Origin of the sequence: Bacillus sp. JJ722, from assembly GCF_036963345.1 — a bacterium.
In the GTDB taxonomy this organism is placed as follows: domain Bacteria; phylum Bacillota; class Bacilli; order Bacillales; family DSM-1321; genus Bacillus_AD.
Map to the genome: position 1 here is coordinate 50,419 of NZ_JBALMO010000007.1, position 20,054 is coordinate 70,472.

18 protein-coding genes and 1 other annotated feature are annotated in these 20,054 nt (G+C 36.9%); all 18 genes read right to left on the reverse strand.

Annotated elements, in window-relative coordinates; translation table 11 throughout:
* The gene (carB, locus tag V7014_RS01440) at positions 1-3,189 is read right to left on the reverse strand and encodes a carbamoyl-phosphate synthase large subunit (RefSeq protein ID WP_335503300.1); all 3,189 of its coding nucleotides are present in this window, start codon (positions 3,187-3,189) and stop codon (positions 1-3) included.
* Entirely contained in the window at positions 3,168-4,274 is a 1,107-nt protein-coding gene (locus V7014_RS01445; RefSeq protein ID WP_335503304.1) for a carbamoyl phosphate synthase small subunit, read from the reverse strand. The genes carB and V7014_RS01445 overlap by 22 nt, the downstream gene beginning before the upstream one ends.
* Positions 4,271-5,557, reverse strand: coding sequence for a dihydroorotase (locus V7014_RS01450; RefSeq protein WP_335503307.1), 1,287 nt, complete (start codon positions 5,555-5,557; stop codon positions 4,271-4,273). Before V7014_RS01450 ends, V7014_RS01445 begins: the two co-directional genes overlap by 4 nt.
* A complete protein-coding gene (locus tag V7014_RS01455; protein ID WP_335503311.1) occupies positions 5,523-6,461 on the reverse strand; it encodes an aspartate carbamoyltransferase catalytic subunit in 939 nt (312 codons plus the stop codon). The genes V7014_RS01450 and V7014_RS01455 overlap by 35 nt, the downstream gene beginning before the upstream one ends.
* A gap of 193 nt (positions 6,462-6,654) precedes the next feature.
* The gene (locus V7014_RS01460) at positions 6,655-7,971 is read right to left on the reverse strand and encodes a solute carrier family 23 protein (RefSeq protein WP_335503315.1); all 1,317 of its coding nucleotides are present in this window, start codon (positions 7,969-7,971) and stop codon (positions 6,655-6,657) included.
* A 148-nt stretch (positions 7,972-8,119) separates the two neighbouring features.
* A complete protein-coding gene (gene pyrR, locus V7014_RS01465) occupies positions 8,120-8,662 on the reverse strand; it encodes a bifunctional pyr operon transcriptional regulator/uracil phosphoribosyltransferase PyrR (RefSeq protein ID WP_335503318.1) in 543 nt (180 codons plus the stop codon).
* A gap of 190 nt (positions 8,663-8,852) precedes the next feature.
* Positions 8,853-9,764 (reverse strand): RluA family pseudouridine synthase, encoded by a 912-nt coding sequence (locus tag V7014_RS01470; RefSeq protein WP_335503321.1) that lies wholly within the window; start codon positions 9,762-9,764, stop codon positions 8,853-8,855.
* Positions 9,757-10,227 (reverse strand): signal peptidase II, encoded by a 471-nt coding sequence (lspA, locus tag V7014_RS01475; RefSeq protein ID WP_335503397.1) that lies wholly within the window; start codon positions 10,225-10,227, stop codon positions 9,757-9,759. The genes V7014_RS01470 and lspA overlap by 8 nt, the downstream gene beginning before the upstream one ends.
* Positions 10,228-10,426: 199 nt before the next feature.
* Complete coding sequence (ileS, locus tag V7014_RS01480; RefSeq protein ID WP_335503324.1) at positions 10,427-13,195, reverse strand: isoleucine--tRNA ligase; 2,769 nt, start codon at positions 13,193-13,195, stop codon at positions 10,427-10,429.
* A 120-nt stretch (positions 13,196-13,315) separates the two neighbouring features.
* Positions 13,316-13,574 (reverse strand) — a binding site (T-box leader).
* Positions 13,575-13,624: 50 nt separating this feature from the next.
* The gene (locus V7014_RS01485) at positions 13,625-14,131 is read right to left on the reverse strand and encodes a DivIVA domain-containing protein (protein ID WP_335503327.1); all 507 of its coding nucleotides are present in this window, start codon (positions 14,129-14,131) and stop codon (positions 13,625-13,627) included.
* Between the two features lie 92 nt (positions 14,132-14,223).
* On the reverse strand, positions 14,224-14,997 hold the full coding sequence (locus V7014_RS01490; protein ID WP_335503331.1) for an RNA-binding protein: 774 nt from the start codon (positions 14,995-14,997) through the stop codon (positions 14,224-14,226).
* A 206-nt stretch (positions 14,998-15,203) separates the two neighbouring features.
* Positions 15,204-15,467, reverse strand: a complete 264-nt coding sequence (locus V7014_RS01495) for a YggT family protein (protein ID WP_335503335.1) — start codon at positions 15,465-15,467, stop codon at positions 15,204-15,206.
* A gap of 4 nt (positions 15,468-15,471) precedes the next feature.
* The gene (locus tag V7014_RS01500; RefSeq protein ID WP_335503338.1) at positions 15,472-15,930 is read right to left on the reverse strand and encodes a cell division protein SepF; all 459 of its coding nucleotides are present in this window, start codon (positions 15,928-15,930) and stop codon (positions 15,472-15,474) included.
* Between the two features lie 14 nt (positions 15,931-15,944).
* On the reverse strand, positions 15,945-16,628 hold the full coding sequence (locus V7014_RS01505; RefSeq protein WP_335503341.1) for a YggS family pyridoxal phosphate-dependent enzyme: 684 nt from the start codon (positions 16,626-16,628) through the stop codon (positions 15,945-15,947).
* A gap of 1 nt (position 16,629) precedes the next feature.
* Entirely contained in the window at positions 16,630-17,451 is an 822-nt protein-coding gene (gene pgeF, locus V7014_RS01510; protein ID WP_335503344.1) for a peptidoglycan editing factor PgeF, read from the reverse strand.
* A gap of 66 nt (positions 17,452-17,517) precedes the next feature.
* A complete protein-coding gene (locus V7014_RS01515) occupies positions 17,518-17,784 on the reverse strand; it encodes a YlmC/YmxH family sporulation protein (RefSeq protein WP_335503347.1) in 267 nt (88 codons plus the stop codon).
* Between the two features lie 165 nt (positions 17,785-17,949).
* Entirely contained in the window at positions 17,950-18,729 is a 780-nt protein-coding gene (gene sigG, locus V7014_RS01520) for an RNA polymerase sporulation sigma factor SigG (RefSeq protein WP_205060951.1), read from the reverse strand.
* Positions 18,730-19,326: 597 nt separating this feature from the next.
* A complete protein-coding gene (gene sigE / locus V7014_RS01525) occupies positions 19,327-20,046 on the reverse strand; it encodes an RNA polymerase sporulation sigma factor SigE (RefSeq protein ID WP_335503351.1) in 720 nt (239 codons plus the stop codon).
* Positions 20,047-20,054: the final 8 nt, after the last annotated feature.

The window sequence follows — 20,054 nt, forward strand, 5'->3', positions numbered from 1 at the left end:
TTATTTAATCACGTTCATTGATTCGCTTGAGAATGTCATAGATTCGATAACTTTTAGAATTGCATCGGCTGTATCCAATGAAGTTAAACATGCAATGCCATTTTCTACTGACTCACGTCGAATTCTGAAACCGTCACGCTCTGGTTGTTTTCCTTTAGTTAATGTATTGATAACAAATTGCGCTTCACCATTTCGGATTACGTCTAAAAGGTTAGGACCTTCTGAACCAATTTTATCAACTACTTTAACTGGAATGCCTTGTTCTTGTAATTTCGATGCAGTTCCACTAGTTGCAATTAGTTGGAAGCCAATATTATGGAATCGCTTCGCTAGTAATAATGCTTCTTCTTTATCTTTGTCAGCTATTGTTAGCAATACTGATCCGTGTTCTTTCATTTGGATACCTGATGCTACTAAACCTTTGTAAAGGGCTTTTTCAAGTGTCGCATCTTTACCCATTACTTCACCTGTTGATTTCATCTCAGGTCCTAATGTAATGTCTACTCGTCTTAATTTAGCGAAAGAGAAAACCGGTACTTTAACGAATACCCCTTGCTTTTCTTGTACAAGTCCAGTTGTATATCCTTGGCTTTCTAAACTTTGACCTAGAATAACTTTCGTTGCTACGTTTGCCATTGGAACATTCGTGATTTTACTCAAGAATGGTACTGTGCGGCTTGAACGTGGATTTACTTCAATGACGAAAACTTCATCATTAGCTACTACATATTGAATGTTTAATAGTCCGATAATATTTAAACCTTTTGCTAACTCCACTGTGTAATCAATAATTTTATTTTTCACTTCTTGAGAGATGTTTTGCGGTGGATATACAGCAATACTATCTCCAGAGTGGACACCTGCACGTTCGATATGTTCCATAATTCCTGGAATTACTACGTTTACACCATCAGAAATCGCATCAACTTCCAGTTCTTTACCAGTTACATAGCGGTCAATTAATACTGGGTGCTCTGGTTTTACTTTCACTGCATTTTCCATGTAATAAAGGAGCTCAGCTTCTTTATACACGATTTCCATCGCTCTTCCACCAAGTACGTATGAAGGTCGTACAAGGACTGGGTAACCGATTTCTGTCGCAATCGTTACAGCTTCACTAACCGATGTTGCTGTCTTTCCTTTTGGTTGTGGAATATTCAATTCAGTAAGTGCATGTTCGAATTTATCACGGTTTTCCGCACGATCTAAGTCTTCTAATGATGTGCCTAGAATTTTCACACCACGTTCTACTAATTGATCAGCTAGATTAATAGCAGTTTGTCCACCGAATTGAACAACTACCCCTTCAGGCTTCTCTAGGTCAATGATGTGCATTACATCTTCAATTGTAAGTGGTTCAAAGTATAATTTATCTGAAATACTAAAATCCGTTGAAACTGTTTCAGGATTGTTATTAATGATAATTGCTTCATATCCTGCTTGTTTAATCGCCCATACAGAATGCACAGTAGCATAGTCGAATTCCACACCTTGACCGATTCGTATCGGACCAGAACCTAGTACTATTACACTTTTACGATCTGTTACAATGCTTTCGTTTTCTTCTTCGTAAGTGCCGTAGAAGTATGGTGTTTCAGATTCAAATTCAGCTGCACAAGTATCAACCATTTTATACACAGGAATTAAGTTGTTTTCTTTTCTCCAGTTATAAACATTGAGTTCTTTCGTGTTCCAAAGCTTAGCGATTGTAATATCTGCAAAACCTGATTCTTTCGCCTTAGTTGCTAGTTCAAGATCAAATGGAGCATTTTGTAGTTCTTTTTCTAATTTGATAATATTTTCGAATTTCTTCAAGAAGAATAAGTCGATTTTACTCCACTCATGGATTGTTTCAATTGTTACGCCTCTTCGCAATGCTTCCCCGATGTAGAATAAGCGTTCATCTCCTGCTTTTCTAATACGTTTTTCGATTAAGGCATCGTCGAATACTTCATCTTCTTTTAATCCAAGGTGGTAAATACCTGATTCTAACGAACGAACAGCTTTTAATAGCGACTCTTCTAAAGTACGACCAATTGCCATCACTTCTCCTGTAGCTTTCATTTGCGTTCCTAAGTTACGGTTAGCTGATTCGAACTTATCAAATGGCCATCTTGGAATTTTCGATACAACATAGTCAAGTGCAGGCTCAAAGCTTGCGTATGTTTTACCCGTAACAGGATTCATCATTTCATCAAGTGTTAAACCAACTGCAATCTTCGCAGCTAATTTAGCAATTGGATAACCTGTTGCCTTTGATGCTAATGCTGAAGATCGGCTTACGCGTGGATTTACTTCGATTATATAATAGTTGAAGCTATCTGGATCTAAAGCTAGCTGAACATTACATCCACCTTCGATTTGTAAAGCACGAATAATTTTTAGTGAACTATTGCGTAGTAACTGATATTCACGGTCGCTTAAAGTTTGACTTGGAGCTACTACAATAGAATCACCTGTATGTACACCCACTGGATCGATATTTTCCATGTTACAAACTACGATTGCGTTATCATTGCTGTCGCGCATTACTTCATATTCAATTTCTTTAAAACCAGCAATGCTTTTCTCGATTAAACATTGTGTAACAGGACTATGTTTTAAACCGCTTGTTACGATGTCAATTAATTCTTCTTCATTTGTACAAATTCCACCACCAGTTCCTCCAAGTGTGAATGCTGGACGTACGATGATTGGATAACCAACACGATTTACAAACGTATATGCTTCTTTTAATGTATGGATGATATCGCTATCCGGAACCGGCTCACCAAGTTCATTCATTAAACTTCGGAATAAATCGCGATCTTCCGCTTGATTGATTGCTGATAGCTTAGTTCCTAGAATCTCTACGCCACACTCTTCTAAAACACCTGCTTCTGAAAGCTCAACAGCAAGGTTTAATCCTGTTTGACCACCTAGTGTTGGAAGAAGCGCATCCGGACGTTCTTTACGAATAATTTTGCTTACGAATTCTAGTGTTAATGGCTCGATGTATACAGCATCAGCAATTTCTGTATCTGTCATGATTGTTGCTGGGTTGGAGTTGATAAGAATTACACGATAGCCCTCTTCTTTCAATGCGATACACGCTTGTGTTCCTGCATAATCAAATTCTGCAGCTTGACCGATGATGATTGGACCTGAACCAATTACTAATATGCTTTTTATATCTGTACGTTTTGGCATTGTTTTTCTCCCTCCGCTTTCGCTGTTTCAATCATGTTAATGAATTTATCAAATAAGCCATTTGCATCCTCAGGACCTGGTGATGCTTCTGGATGGTACTGAACTGTAAATGCTGGGAACTCTTTATGTTTTAACCCCTCGATTGTTCCATCATTTAATGCAACATGCGTAACTTCTAGTGGTGTATTTTTTAATGATGTTTCTTCAACTGTGTAACCATGATTTTGTGAAGTGATTGCTATTTTACCCGTTTCTAAATCTCTTACTGGATGATTAGATCCACGGTGTCCAAATTTTAATGGTTCTGTATTCGCATTGTTAGCTAGTGCAAACAATTGATGTCCTAAGCAGATTCCGAATAATGGTACTTTTCCTTGTACCTCTTTAATCATTTCAATTGCTTGTGGTACGTCCTTCGGATTTCCTGGACCGTTTGAAAGCATGATACCATCTGGGCTTAAGTTTAAAATTTCTTGTGCTGTAACATTGTAAGGAACTACAACTACATCACAATCTCTCTTGTTTAATTCACGTAAGATGCCATGTTTCATACCAAAGTCTACTAGTACTACACGTGAACCTCTCCCTGGGCTTGGATATGCTTTCTTCGTTGATACTTTTTTCACTTGATCATTTGGTAATACCGTTGCTTTTAAAACTTCAATTACTTCTTCAGCTTTCTTTTCCATATTCGTAATCGCACCTTTTAAAGTACCGTGCTGACGAATAATGCGTGTAAGCTTTCTTGTATCAATACCTGCAATTCCAGGGATTTGATTTAATTTAAAATACTCATCCAACGTGCACTCACTGCGCCAGTTTGAAGGTAGGTCTGCTACTTCTTTTACAACAAAACCAGAGATTGCTGGTGTTATAGATTCGAAGTCATCTCTATTAACCCCATAGTTTCCAATTAAAGGATACGTAAGTGTTACAATTTGGCCACAGTATGATGGATCAGATAATACTTCTTGGTAGCCTGTCATTCCTGTATTAAATACAACTTCACCCATACGCTCTACATCGGCTCCAAAAGCCTCGCCTACAAATACTGTACCATCTTCTAAAATTAGTTGTCTTTTCATGCTTTTACGCTCTCCTTTTGCCATACTACTGTTCCCTCTACCATTGTTAATACTGGCCAACCTTTACAGTTCCATCCACCAAATGGCGTGTTTTTACCTTTTGAAGCAAACTCATTTACATCAATTGCTTTTTCTTCTTGTAGATCAAGTAATACGATGTCTGCAACACTACCTTCTTCAAGTACACCGTAAGGTAATTTAAATGCTTTACTCGGTTTCTTTGTTAAGAAAGCAAGCAATTGTTCTAGAGTAATAATGTCTTTCTCTACAAAATGTGTGTACAATAATGGGAATGCTGTTTCTAGTCCAACAATTCCGAATGGAGCTAACTCTATATGCTCTGCTTTTTCTTCAGCTGTATGAGGAGCATGATCCGTTGCGATAAAATCAATGGTTCCATCTAACAATCCTTCGATTAAAGCTTCTTGATCTCTCTTTCCTCTTAATGGTGGATTCATTTTATAATTTGTATCCACACCCGGAATATCTTCTTCACTTAATAGTAAGTGATGCGGAGTAACTTCCGCTGTTACTTTAATTCCAGCGCGCTTTGCATCACGTACAACACGCACTGACGCTTCCGTGCTAATATGGCATACATGGTAATGGCAATCTGTAGCTTCAGCTAATAAAATGTCCCGGGCAATATGTACAGATTCACAAACAGAAGGAATTCCGTTTAACCCATGTTCTTTCGAAAATTTACCTTCATGTACACAACCTTTATTAATGAGTGTATTTTCTTCGCAGTGTGCTACAATTGCTGCATCAATTTTTGCTGCTTGCTTCATTGCTTCTAACATCATTGCTGCTGATTGGACTCCAACACCATCATCTGTGAAAGCAAACGCTCCTGCTTCTTTCAACTCTGCAAAGTTTGTTAATTCTTTACCAGCTTCCCGAATTGTAATAGACCCGTATGGTAGCACACGCACACAGCCTGTTTCCTCGATACGATTCATTAAGCTTTCTACTGTCACTTTCGTATCTGGAACTGGTCTTGTATTAGGCATAGCTGCAATTGTTGTAAAGCCACCTCGAGCTGCTGCTTTCGTTCCTGTTTCAATTGTTTCTTTCTTCTCCCCACCAGGCTCACGTAAATGCACATGTAAATCTACAAATCCAGGAGAAACGACAAGACCAGTTGCATCAATTATTTCTGCGCTATTGTCACTAATTTGATTAGCAATCTCTATGATTTGTCCGTTCACTACTTTAAGATCTTTTGCCTCAAGTTTACCTTCCTTATTAAACAATTGACCATTCTTGATGATGAGTGCCATTTTCAATTCCCCCTTGAGATTTTGCTGATTCTAATGCTCTTTTTAATACTGCCATTCGAACATACACACCGTTTTCCATTTGTTTAAAAATTCTAGAGCGTTCACATTCTATTAAATCTTCATCTATTTCAACATTACGATTTACCGGTGCTGGGTGCATGATGATACTTGCCGGTTTCATCTGTTGCTCCCTAATTTTCGTTAAACCGTATTTTTGTAAATATACTTCTTTACTACTCATCATTTCAAAATCGTGACGTTCGTGTTGAATTCTTAGTAGCATTACAACATCTGCGGTACGAACGGCTTGATCAAAGTCTTCGTATTCTCCAGTAGTAATACTAGCGTCATGCCACTCTTTAGGACCTGAGAATACTACTTCAGCACCTAATCGTGTTAATGTGTCAGCATTAGATCGAGCTACCCTACTATGTTGTATATCTCCAACTATTGCCACTTTCAAACCTTGAAATCCACCAAATTCTTGATAGATTGTTAATAAATCCAGTAAACATTGTGTCGGATGATGACCACAGCCATCACCTCCGTTAATGATTGGAATATTTACTTTATTCACAAGTTGATCAAAATATTGATCTTCGGGATGTCGAATTACAACAGCGTTAACTCCAATTGCTTCTAATGTTTTTACCGTATCGTAAAGTGTTTCTCCTTTTTGCACACTTGATGTTGAAACTTCGAAAGGAATTACTTCAAATCCTAATTTTCTTTCAGCCACTTCAAAGCTACACTTCGTTCTTGTGCTATTTTCGAAGAATAAATTTGCTGTAAAAATTTGAGTCTTTGGCCTCCACACTTCCCCTTTTGCAAAGCTTGCAGCATCCTTTAAAATGTTATAAATTTCAGTTGTTGATAATTCACACGTAGTTAGCAAATGGTTCATTAGTGATTCCTCTCCTTTACGATTAAACGAACATTTTTTAGAAAAAAACACCCTAAACATTTTTCGTTTAGGGTGTTTTACAGAAAAATCCGTGCACTTAATAGACATCCATTTTAATGGTTTGTTTATTGATTGTGCGCATACTATTTCTGTTACACCCTTATAAATCTCTCCGGACTTTCTTAAAAGGTGATTATGCTACTGAATCTGTATTTCCAAACATATCTTTTGGTTCTTCTTTACCTGGTAAAATCAAGTTTAAGATTACACCGATGATCGCTGCTAGCGCCATACCAGATAGTGAAAATTCACCGATATTCAATACCGCGCCGCCAATTCCTGTTACTAGAATGACAGAGGCAATCATTAGATTTCTATTTTTCGAGAAATCAACTCGATTATCTATTAACATTCGCAATCCACTTGAAGCAATGATTCCGAATAACAGGATTGAAATCCCCCCCATTACTGCTTGTGGTATTGAGCTAATAAGTGCTGAAATTTTCCCTACAAACCCAAACATTATTGCGATAACTCCCGCTCCTCCGATTACATATACACTAAATGCTCGTGTAATCGCTAGAACTCCAATATTTTCACCGTAGGATGTAAGCGGCGGTCCACCAATAAGGGATCCGATTACAATTCCAACTCCATCACCTGCAATTGAACGATGAAGCCCTGGTTTCTTAATAAAATCTCTTCCTACTACATTACTTAATACCATTTGGTGACCTATATGCTCTGATAATGTTACAACGGCCACTGGAATCATCGCAATAGCGATTCCCCAGTTGAAGGCTGGATCATAGTTGACAAAAGGCACATGAAAATCTGGTACCGTAAACCAACTTGCTTCTTTAACACCACTTAAATCTACAATTCCTAGCGCTAGAGACATTAAGTATCCTGCAATGATTCCTATCAGGATTGGTATAAGTTTTAAGAAGCCCTTCATGTATACATTACATATGATTGTTACTATTAAAGTTACAAGTGCTACTGAGAAATGTGTCAAACTATATTCTAATTCTGCTGCAGGTGCTCCATTGTTACTATACATTGCCATATTAACAGCTGTTCCCGCTAAGCCTAAACCAATTACCATTATAACTGGTCCAATTACTACTGGTGGTAATATTGTCATCAACCAGTTTATGCCTGCTTTTCGAATAATAAGTGCGATAATTCCATATATGATACCTGCTAAGAAACACCCGAGCATAACTGATTCTGGCCCACCAAGAGCTTTCGCTGATATTATTGGTGCGATGAAGGCAAATGATGATCCTAAATATGCTGGAATCTGACCTTTTGTAATGATTAAGTATGCCAGTGTTCCTAAACCACTTGATACTAGAGCTACTGCTGGGCTCATCCCCGTTAAGAATGGTACAAGCACTGTTGATCCAAACATGGCAAATACGTGCTGAATACTAAGCATTAACCATTTACTTGGTTTCGGTACTTCCTCTACGTCTAGTATGATTTTTTGTTGTTGCTGTTGCATGTTTCCCCCACCTTTTCAAATAAAATACCCTCGTTTTCACGAGGGCACAAAGGAGTAAGGACAATCATATAGTCTTCACCTACTCGAGGTGTCCTATATACGATTCCTTCCCTTTGTTAGCCTCTCTGGACTGACATTAAAAGGGTCATTATTTATCGTAAATACTGACTTTATCTAACTTATCAACTTCTTCTAATGAAACTGTGATTTTTTCAAGTTGTGAAGTTGGTACGTTCTTTCCTACATAATCTGCTCTAATTGGCAGTTCTCGATGTCCACGGTCTACTAGGACACCCAGTTGGATTTGTGATGGTCTTCCAAGATCCATCAATGCATCAAGTGCTGCTCTGACTGTTCTTCCTGTATATAAAACATCATCAACCACTATAACTTTCTTATTCGTTATATCAATTGGAATGTTCGATCCCTTCACGAATGGCTCACCATCATTGTTCTTGCTACTTAAATCATCTCTGTAAAGCGTGATATCTAATTCACCCACATCTATCGCTTTTCCTTCGATTTGTTCAATCCTGGCCGCTAATCGATTCGCAATGAATATTCCACGCGTTTTGATGCCAACTAAAACACAGTCTTCGATTCCTTTATTCTTCTCAATAATTTCATGGGCAATTCGAGTCAATGCCCTTCTTATTGCTTGTTCATCTAGAACAACTGCTTTTTCATTCATGTTAGGCACCTCCCGACTTATACTCTACAAAAAAATCCCCTTGCCCGTAGCAAGAGGATTTAGGTATACCTAAGCACACGGCAAAGACGTGTTGCACGTTAGGTTCATCCGTTTCCTTCTCAGCCTCACGGGACTGTTATTAAAGGTTCATGTTCAACTGTTTATATATTACTGTCTTTAAATTACTTTGTCAATGATCTTTACTTAGTTTTTCTAATAAATCTTTAAAATAGGTTGGAAGTGGAGCTGAAAACTCCAAATATTCATTTGTACGTGGATGAACAAAACCTAACACACCAGCGTGTAAAGCTTGGCCTCCTAAGTCAAGTGTCTTCTTCGGTCCATACTTAGGATCCCCAGCTAAAGGATAGCCGATATACTTCATATGTACACGAATTTGATGCGTTCTTCCTGTTTCAAGTTGACATTCTACAAATGTAAAATCGTTATACCTATTAATGACTGTAAAATGAGTGACAGCTTGCTTACCATCAGATACAACAGTCTGACTTTGACGATCTTTCTTGTCTCGACCAATCGGTGCATCAATAGTTCCATGATCATGTTGAATGACACCATGTACCAATGCGCGATATTTTCTTGTAACGGTTTTATCAACTAATTGTTGTACAAGGCTTTCATGCGCCATATCATTCTTAGCTACCATCAGTAACCCTGACGTATCCTTATCAATGCGGTGAACGATTCCAGGACGCAAAACACCGTTAATGCCTGAAAGATCCTTACAATGAGCCATCAATCCATTCACAAGCGTTCCTGTTGTATGTCCGGGGGCAGGGTGAACTACCATACCTTTAGGCTTATTCACCACTAACACATCTTCATCTTCATAGTAAATATCAAGATTCATTTCTTCCGCTTTAATATCTAATTCAACTGGTTCTGGAATTGTAATTTCCACTTTATCATTTGTTTGACATTTATAATTTGTTTTCACTTTGTGCTCATTTACAAGCACATTTCCATCTTTAATAAGTAACTGTGCTTGTGTACGTGAAAACTGATCGTTTACGACCGATATAAACTTATCTAAACGGTCGCCTTTATTGTCTTCACTAACGATGTATAATACTTTATCCATTCTTTTTCTCCTTCAACAACTTTTCCTCAAAAAACATAAAAATCATTAGCAACGCAACACCTACAGTTAAAGCTGCGTCTGCTACATTAAAAATCGGAAAATTATACCCAAAAATGTACGTATCTACGAAATCAACAACTTCTTTTCGAATAACCCGATCGATAAAATTCCCAATTGCTCCACCTAACATCAGTCCAAGTGAAATACCTAATAGAATATGTGTTTTAGCCATTTTTTGAATATAGTACACTAAAGCAATTACCACAATGACTGTAATGATATAGAAGAACCACATTCTCCCTGGTAGTATTCCCCAAGCTGCCCCTGGATTACGATGCGACGTTATATATAGGAAATTTTCAATGATTGTTATACTTTCCCCTAAATCCATGTTTTTCACAATTAAAATTTTTGTAATCTGATCTAGAGCTATTATTACTAATGCCAATAAATAGTAAATGATAGTCATCCCCCAACTTGTAAAAAATTTCGCTATCTTGAATTGTAGCACAATGTGAAAAATAAACACAATGTAAGAAAAGCGGAAGCGCCCGTTCTGCTCCGTATCTTCTTTAATAGTGGGGTAGGCTATACTAAAACAACACCATAATTAAACCAAAAAGCGGCTGACTACCAAAGGAAGTCAGCACGCTTTAGTGTTTTTACTTAGTGTATGCTTCTTTCACGACTGATGCACAACGAGGACATAATGTTGGATGTTCTTCCACAGACCCAACAGCCTCTGATACATTCCAACAACGCTCACATGTTTCCCCTTCTGCTTTCGAAATAACAATTGTACAGTTTTCAAATGAAGCAACATCAGCTGGCGCCGCATCTTTATCTCCTGCAATTTCAAACTGAGAAACAATGAATAATTGTTCAAAGCTTTCTTGAATTGTTTCAAGTAATGCTTTTGTTTCAGCTGTAACATACATAGAAACTTTTGCATTTAGCGACTTACCAATAACTTTTGCGTTACGTGCTTCCTCTAATGCTTTTAGAACATCATCGCGAAGATCCATGAACTTATTCCATTTCTCTTCTAGTTCTTGTTCATTTGCATATTCTTTCGGTGTTGGCATATCTGTTAGCTGAACACTTTCTTCTTCCACGTTCGGAATATAAGCCCAAACCTCATCTGCTGTATGAGAAAGAATTGGTGATACAAGCTTTGTTAAGGAAAGCAGTACATCATACAATACTGTTTGGATAGCACGACGATCTGAACTATTTGGCGCTTCACAATATAAAATGTCTTTTGCGTAATCAAGGTAGAATGCACTTAAATCTAATGTACAGAAATTATTGATATTGTGATAAATGTTAGCAAATTCATAATCATTGTACGCTTTCGTAACATTTTTAATTAATTTGTTCAGTTTCACAAGCATGAACTGATCAACTTCACGTAACTCTTCATATGTTAAGCTATCTGCTTTCGGATCGAAACCATCTAGTGTTCCAAGTAAGAAACGGAATGTGTTACGAATCTTACGATAAACTTCAGCCACTTGCTTTAAGATTGGATCAGAAACACGTACATCTGCTTGGTAATCAACAGAAGCAACCCATAGACGAAGAATATCCCCGCCTAATTGGTTCATTACTTTCGCAGGCATAATAGTGTTACCTAATGATTTACTCATTTTACGACCTTGACCATCAAGTGCAAATCCGTGGCTTAGAACACCTTTGTATGGTGCTTTACCAGTCACTGCTACAGCTGTTGATAAAGAAGAGTTAAACCAACCACGATATTGGTCAGAGCCTTCAAGATATAAATCAGCTGGTCTTATTAGGTCGTCACGCTCTTCTAATACAGCTTGGTGTGAAGAACCTGAGTCAAACCATACATCCATAATATCAGTTTCTTTTGTAAAGATACTGTTAGGGCTTCCTTCATGTGTAAAGCCTTCAGGTAATAAATCTTTCGCTTCACGCTCAAACCATACATTCGAACCATGTTCACGGAACAAGTCTGATACATGATTAATTGTTTCGTCAGTGATAATTGGCTCACCATTTTCTGCATAGAAAACAGGAATTGGAACGCCCCATGCACGTTGACGAGAGATACACCAGTCTCCACGGTCACGAACCATGTTAAACAGTCGAGTTTCTCCCCATGCTGGGTACCATTTCGTTTCTTTAATAGCTTGCAATAATTCTTCACGGAAGTCATGGATAGAAGCAAACCATTGTGCAGTCGCACGGAAAATTGTCGGTTTTTTCGTTCTCCAATCATGCGGATAAGAGTGAGTAATAAACGTTAAGTTTAATAACGCTCCCTTTTCTTCCAAAGCTTCTGTGATTGCTTTATTTGCTTTATCATAGAACATACCTTCAAACCCCGGAGCTTCGTCAGTCATATGACCTTTCTCATCGACAGGGCATAAAGTTTTTAATTTATATTTCTGAGAAACGATAAAGTCGTCTTCCCCGTGACCTGGAGCTGTATGTACACATCCTGTACCAGCATCAGTTGTTACGTGTTCACCAAGCATGACTAATGAATCGCGATCATATAATGGATGCTTTGCAATAATGTATTCCAACTCGTTACCTTTTACTGTTTTAACAACGTTTGCAGTTTCCCAGCCGATTGCTTCTTTAACAGCAGACAACAAGTCTTTAGCTACTAAGTAGTTATTTCCTTCTACTTCAACTACTACGTAGTCAAGTTGTGGATGAACAGAAATTCCAAGGTTTGCAGGAATTGTCCAAGGAGTAGTTGTCCAAATAATAAACTTAGTTCCCTCATCAAGTATACCTTTACCATCTGTTACATCAAACGCAACATAAATAGATGCTGACTTCTTATCTTGATATTCGATTTCAGCTTCAGCTAGAGCTGATTCACTTGACGGTGACCAGTTAACTGGTTTTAATCCTTTATAGATATAGCCTTTCTTAGCCATATCTCCAAACACTTTAATTTGTTGCGCTTCATAAGCTGGCTTCAATGTAATATATGGATTATCCCAATCACCACGAACGCCTAATCGTTTAAATTGTTCTTTTTGACGTGCAACTTGCTCATAAGCATACTCTTCACAAAGTTTACGAAAAGCCGCTACGCTCATTTCTTTACGATTTACTTTACCGCTTTTTGTTAAAGCTGTTTCAATTGGAAGACCGTGCGTATCCCAACCTGGTACATATGGTGCATTATAGCCACTCATTGATTTGAAACGAACGATAAAGTCTTTTAGAATTTTATTTAACGCATGCCCCATGTGGATATCACCGTTAGCATATGGAGGTCCGTCGTGTAATATAAACATTGGACGACCTTTTGTACGATCTTGAACTTTCTTATAGATGTCAATCTCTTCCCAAGTTTTTTGCATGTCTGGTTCTCTTTTTGGTAAGTTTCCACGCATTGGAAACTCTGTCGTTGGCATTAATAATGTATCTTTATAATCCATTTTTTATGACCCTCCTAAAAAATTCTATTCAATATTATTTTCATGTTAGAAAAGCGCAAGCGCCTGTTTAGCGATTTTAACTAGGTAAATACGAAATAAAAAAAGCCTTTTCATCCCTAAAAAAGGGACGAGAAGGCTTTTTCCCGTGGTACCACCCTGGTTGATGTTCAATTGTAAATTAACATCCGCTCTATTTACATTCTTAACGCGAACAACACGCCTAAACTACTACTAAAAATAGATTCATTTAAGAACTCCAGGGTGATCTTCCGTTTCTATTCTTACATCGAGCTTCCACCAACCTCGATTCGCTTGTTGCAATTAACTATTGCTTTTGTAAGTGTATAAAGAAACCTACTGTCCCTTTCAACGTTTAAATAATATTATCTTGTTTGGAATTATATACGAAAAGTATAACTGTCGTCAATATTACTCTTCGTCCTCATGAAATAAAACGTCATTTGCATCATGTTCAAATGCCATTAAATGGTCCCAATCTTCATTTTTGATTAAATCTAATTGAGCTTCTACAAGCATCGTAAACCTTGTGCGGAATACTTTAGACTGCTTTTTCAATTCTTCTATTTCAGAGGCAATTCTTCGTGCCTTCGATAATGATTCATTAACGATACGATCCGCATTCTTTTCAGCTTCTTTAATAATTAACTTAGATTCTTTTTGCGCATTTCTCTTTACTTCTTCTGCAGCTTCTTGCGCAATGATAATCGATTTATTTAAAGTATCTTCAATGTTACTGAAATGGGTTAATTTTTCACGAGCATTCACCAACTGTTCTTCTAAATCTCTTTTTTCACGAAGAACTAATTCATAATCTTTCATCACTTGTTCTAGAAATTCGTTTACTTCATCTTCATCATATCCACGAAAGCCTTTATTAAAACTCTTATTATGTATATCAAGTGGCGTTAAAGGCATTATTGCACCTCCATATTAAATTAAAATATTCTCATTAATTACTTTTATTCTACGTTTTGACAGGACATTTGTAAATGCTTCAAATTTTACTATTAATTTCGTTTCCCAAACACTATACGCCATTTTTCTTTCTTTGTCTTTCCATCGATTGACATAATTCGATATCTACCAAAGCCCCTTACTGAAATAATATCACCTTCATGACATTCAAAGTCATTGGCTTCTATTTGTTGATGATTAACTTTTACTTTTCCACCAACAATATAATCTTGCGCTTTCTTGCGTGAAATATTTGCCATTGATGAAAATAAACTATCAATTCGTAATGAAGAGCTTGTCATCATCACTTCCTGCCAAGAGTCTTCTACAACAAGACTATCTTTGAAAGTTTTCGGAATTAATGTAACACCAGCTTGACCGATTTTCGTTACATTAGCAATCACATAATCATTAATATCTTTCGAAACAATTATTTGTGCCCCTTCACTATTTAAGAGAACATCACCAAATTTCTCACGCTTTATTCCTAAGGACATAAGAGTTCCTAATATTTGTGGATGCTGTAACGTATGAAACTTACGATTATATGATATATCAATTAATGTCATTTGAAAATCATCTTCAGATGGACTGTAATAATTAGGGTATAGGAGTACTCGTTGACGCTCTGCTAACGGATAGCCACCAAAGAAACGCAACAAACAATCATCATTATGACCGATAATCGATGTAAGTATTTGCTGCTCTCGCGGATCCAAAAAGTGAGTCAGTTTCGGAGTATAAAACGTTTCTACACTTTCTTTCCAATCCAAAACGGTATCAATAAAATTTTTCTCTTCATTACGAAAATGTTGATAAATACTCATGAAAAGTCCTTTCTAGCATACTACTTCGATTGAAGGGAGAATCGTTGAATTCATCAGGTTCTTGCCAGCGCTTATCTCCCACTTATTTATACTCAACTTTTAATTGAAGTAGGAGTATTAGCGCTAGTTAGAACAGGATAAATATAAAGGCTAACACTACAAGCCCATCCACTAGTCTTGTAGGTCAGCCTCTATTTACTGTTTAATTAAACTAACCAATAGAATATTTGAATTAGACCTTGCGAAGCAAGATTTAAAACTAAGAAACCAACAATCGGAGAGATATCTAACATTCCAATCGGTGGGATAAAACGTCTAAACACTTCTAAATAAGGCTCACATATACGACCTAAAAACTGACCGATTGCCGACTCACGAGCATTTGGAAACCATGACATCAAAATGTACACAATCAATGCATATGAGTAAATTTGAATTACATTCAAAATTATATTCAATACTAAACTCATTCACTTACCACCTTAAACCTTCAGTATCATCTTCTTGGAGAGCGCCTGATATATTTCCAGACACATCAACATTTTCAGGTGTGCACAAAAAGATATTTGTACCAACTCGTTGAATGTCTCCACCAATAGCATACACTGTACCGCTAAGGAAATCTACAATTCGCTTCGCTTGATCATGTGAAATGCTTTGCAAATTCACAACTACCGATCTTCTTGAATTTAAGTGATCAGCAATTCCTTGGGCTTCAGAGTAGGCCCTTGGCTCAACTAGCACCATTTTAGAATTTTGTTGTACACTTTTCAAACTTACTACATTTTGAGGTACTTGGGTACTTTGAGGTTGTGTTTTAGACATAGATTTCATAGGAATTTCAGCTTCCTTCTCAACTTCTTGTGTTTCTTCTCTATATTCATATTCATCATCTAGAGCAAAAAATGATTTAAATTTTGAACCAATTGACATTTATATAGCCTCCCTTAAGAATCTTCACCAACAAGTGCAGTTCCTATACGAATATACGTTGAGCCTTCTTCGATGGCAACTTCAAAATCATTCGACATACCCATAGATAATTCCTCACAAGGTGCATTTTCAATATGTAGATTAATCACTTCTTGTTGCAGTGATTTTAAAGTACGGAAACAACTGCGTAGTATCTTCTCATCTTCTATGAATGGAGCCATTGTCATTAGACCAATCACTTTAATCTTATCTAGTCCTTCATCTTGCAATTGATGTATGAATGGAATGACTTCATTAGGTGACAACCCGTGCTTTGACTCCTCTCCAGATGCATTCACTTGCACAAAGCATGGTATTTGTTCTTTCGCGCGTTTTTGAATTTCTTTAGCTAAAGATAGCCTGTCCAATGAATGGATGTAGTCAACATAATTAACTATATCTTTTACTTTTCGCGTTTGAAGGGACCCTATGAAATGCCATTTAGGGCCTTCTTTCAAATGCTGTTGTTTATTCATTAATCCTTCAATTCGATTCTCACCAATATGACCTATTCCCGCTTCTACAGCTTCTATTGTTCTTTCAGGCGAGACATACTTCGTAACGGCTATAATATGGATATCTTCTTTCTTTCTATTACTTCTCTCACATGCTTCCTGTATTTTACGCTCTATAACAGAAAGGTTTTCTATTACTTTCACTTTACAAAGATGCCTCCTTCCAACCGATAAAGCTCATTAACCGTCCTGTTTTGCCACCATCTCTTCTATAAGAGAAGAATACATCTTCTTGACATGATGTGCAAAGATTCGACACAGCAATATGTTGAACCCCAGCTACTCTTAAAATCATTTCATTTAATTTTTTCAAGTCCAGCTTATATTGCCCTTCACTGATTAAATTATATGGCTTTTCACCGTCTTCTTCCACTCTTTTATTAACTTCTTTAATTACTTTATCGTCCACAACATAACATTCTTGACATATTGATGGTCCAATTACGACATTTATTTCACTCGGCTCAATACCTTCTGCTTGCCATTTATGAACCATCTTAGCTGCAATACCTGACACTGATCCTTTCCAGCCAGCATGAGCAATACCGATATATGACTTAGATGGTGCAAAGAAATAAATAGGAACACAATCTGCGAAACAAAGCGTTAATAATATACCCGCAGTATCAGTGTACAAACCATCTGTATCTTTTAAAGCTGATTCATAATCATCGGACCCTAATCCTTTTTCTACATCTGATATACATGCTATATTCGTTTTATGGGTTTGTTCTGCACCCACCCAATGTGCTAAAGGAAAATTAAGTTTGTTCGCAATCACTTCTCTGTTTCGAACAACTAGTTTCTGCTCATCTCCAACATGAAATCCAGTATTTAATGTGCTAAAAGCACCCGTACTTACTCCACCATTTTTAGTAGTAAAACCTACTACTAATTGCTTATTCATCTGTTCCCATTGTGGGATAGAAAAATATTGTTCCTCTTGCTTATTAAATATTTCACTCATACATGACAACCCTTTTTATTTTTTAATATTTTATCATATGTTTCCTATGGCATCCTAGTAATAACATTATTTATCTAATATATTGACAAGATCAGTCGAACTCCCATAATCCACTAATATGAGATCCTCACCAATTTTTTTAATTTTGTTCCAAGGAATTATTATTTCTTCTTCCCTTTGAAACATGTTAATCCATCTTCCGTGGTTTGTTACAATCAAAGCGTTGATTTGACCAGTAGGCAAATGTATCTCCAAATCATGAAGAATCCCTAATTTTTTCCCATCAGAAAGGTTAACAATGTCCTTCGTTTGAAATTGAGATATTTTCATCATGTAAGATTTCTCCTTGTCTCTCATTTTATCCTGTTCAACAAATGATTGGTGATTTCCACCCCTCAAAGCTGAGCTTTATACACTATATGAAAATCATGTTCGTACAATGTATAAAAAACGACAGAAAAAAGACCAATTCATTCATCAGAATTGGTCTTTATGTATTTAATGTTGAATATTCTTATTCATTTGTTTAATTGCCGCTTTTTCAAGTCTTGATACTTGGGCTTGTGAAATACCGATTTCATCTGCCACTTCCATTTGTGTTTTACCTTGAAAAAATCGCTTTCGGATAATCATCGTTTCACGTTCGTTCAGTCTTCGCATGCCTTCCTTCAATGCTATTTCATCAATCCATTGAGTGTCTCGATTTTTCTCATCACTTAATTGATCAACTACATATATAGGATCTCCACCATCATTATAGATCGGTTCAAACAAACTTACTGGATCTTGAATAGCATCGAGAGCGAATACAATTTCTTCATGAGATACTTCAAGTACTTTTGCAATTTCTTCAGCTGTAGGTTCTCTTGAGGTTTGACTCATTAATTTTTCTTTCACTTGCAGGGCTTTATAAGCAATATCTCGCAATGAACGTGACACACGAATTGGATTATTATCGCGAAGATATCTTCTTATTTCACCTATTATCATTGGTACAGCATATGTTGAGAATTTTACATTTTGGCTTAAATCAAAGTTATCAATCGATTTCATGAGTCCTATACAGCCTACTTGAAACAAGTCATCAACATACTCCCCTCTGTTGTTAAATCGTTGAATGACACTTAATACAAGTCTCAAGTTTCCGTTTACCAGCTTTTCTCGAGCTGAAAGTTCTCCATCTTGCAATTCTTTAAACAACTTACGCATTTCATCATTTTTCAAAACCGGTAATTTCGATGTATCTACACCACAAATTTCAACTTTATTACGAGACAAAATATTTCCCTCCTTACAGGGGATGCTGTACAAAAATCAGTATCTCCCTGTCCGGAAAAAAATATGCAAAAAAGAAATGTGGAGGTGACCGTATTTTACTCCGTATGGACTGGAGCCATTCGACTGAGATAAAGGAAACACGTAGAGACGGTAGTCGATTCGATGTTGACTTATCGTAGGGAGTATGGCGAAGTCCACTAGGAGTTGGGCACCGGAACTGAACAAAAGAAAAACCGTTGTCGTTCCTTTTTGGTCGAAGTGTTGTTTACATATAACTCTACGCTTCATATTGTTAGTCCATTTTTCATATTACCATTACCCCAAAAAGGAGCCATGCGGCAGGCGTAAGACAAGTTGCTCTTGAAAACTCGCTTTTGGTTTTCAAAACAGATTGGCTTACGACCGAGCATGGCAGACATAAGGTTAGACAATTGAAATGTGGAGGTGACCGTTTTGCTCTGAATGAACTTATCCATTCCTCTGTATTAAAGGAACGAAGAGTTGAAAAGGGAATTGATTTTGACTTTTTGTAAGGAGGAAAACGAGGTTTACTTAAAGCTAACACGGGAAAAAACTCGGCTGCTAACCGAGTTTTTTTCACACCATCTTGTTAAATTCTTTTCGCAATCGTTTTATTATTCGCTTCTCAAGCCTAGATATATAAGATTGCGAAATTCCAAGCATGTCCGCCACATCTTTTTGCGTTTTCTCTTCCCCACCCAGTAATCCAAACCTAAGCTCCATAATTTGTTTTTCACGATCTGTTAATTGATGCAAAGCTTTTGTTAGTAGCTTTCTGTCAATATTCGCTTCCAAGTCCTTCGTTATAATATCCTCTTCTGTTCCCAATACATCCGATAATAATAGCTCATTGCCATCCCAATCAATATTAAGAGGCTCATCAAATGAAACTTCTGAGCGTATCTTATTATTTCTTCTTAAAAACATAAGAATTTCATTTTCTATACATCTTGAAGCATAGGTTGCTAATTTTATTTTCTTCTCAGGATTAAATGTATTAACCGCTTTAATTAACCCAATTGTTCCAATACTAATTAAATCTTCAATGTTTATTCCTGTATTTTCAAATTTACGGGCTATATAGACAACAAGCCGAAGATTCCGTTCAATAAGAATGGTGCGAGCAGATTCATCTCCTTTCGGTAGCTGGTGAATTAATACCTCCTCTTCTTCTTTCGTTAAAGGTGGTGGCAACGCCTCACTACCGCCAATATAATAAATCTCATCCGTTTTAATTTTCAACTTCACAAGAAGTTTGTACCAAAAGTACATGATTTTAAAAAGCACTCTTCTCACACGTTTTT

Coding starts and splice junctions, on each gene's coding strand:
- V7014_RS01490 (WP_335503331.1), bottom strand. CDS start 14,997: ATGAGTATTTATCAACATTTTCGTAATGAAGAGAAAAATTTTATTGAT.
- ileS (WP_335503324.1), bottom strand. CDS start 13,195: ATGGATTATAAAGATACATTATTAATGCCAACGACAGAGTTTCCAATG.
- carB (WP_335503300.1), bottom strand. CDS start 3,189: ATGCCAAAACGTACAGATATAAAAAGCATATTAGTAATTGGTTCAGGT.
- V7014_RS01445 (WP_335503304.1), bottom strand. CDS start 4,274: ATGAAAAGACAACTAATTTTAGAAGATGGTACAGTATTTGTAGGCGAG.
- V7014_RS01455 (WP_335503311.1), bottom strand. CDS start 6,461: ATGAACCATTTGCTAACTACGTGTGAATTATCAACAACTGAAATTTAT.
- V7014_RS01495 (WP_335503335.1), bottom strand. CDS start 15,467: ATGAGTTTAGTATTGAATATAATTTTGAATGTAATTCAAATTTACTCA.
- V7014_RS01470 (WP_335503321.1), bottom strand. CDS start 9,764: ATGGATAAAGTATTATACATCGTTAGTGAAGACAATAAAGGCGACCGT.
- V7014_RS01450 (WP_335503307.1), bottom strand. CDS start 5,557: ATGGCACTCATCATCAAGAATGGTCAATTGTTTAATAAGGAAGGTAAA.
- pyrR (WP_335503318.1), bottom strand. CDS start 8,662: ATGAATGAAAAAGCAGTTGTTCTAGATGAACAAGCAATAAGAAGGGCA.
- pgeF (WP_335503344.1), bottom strand. CDS start 17,451: ATGAGTGAAATATTTAATAAGCAAGAGGAACAATATTTTTCTATCCCA.
- V7014_RS01485 (WP_335503327.1), bottom strand. CDS start 14,131: ATGCCTTTAACGCCACTTGATATACATAATAAGAGTTTTAATAAAGGC.
- V7014_RS01500 (WP_335503338.1), bottom strand. CDS start 15,930: ATGTCAATTGGTTCAAAATTTAAATCATTTTTTGCTCTAGATGATGAA.
- V7014_RS01515 (WP_335503347.1), bottom strand. CDS start 17,784: ATGATGAAAATATCTCAATTTCAAACGAAGGACATTGTTAACCTTTCT.
- V7014_RS01460 (WP_335503315.1), bottom strand. CDS start 7,971: ATGCAACAGCAACAACAAAAAATCATACTAGACGTAGAGGAAGTACCG.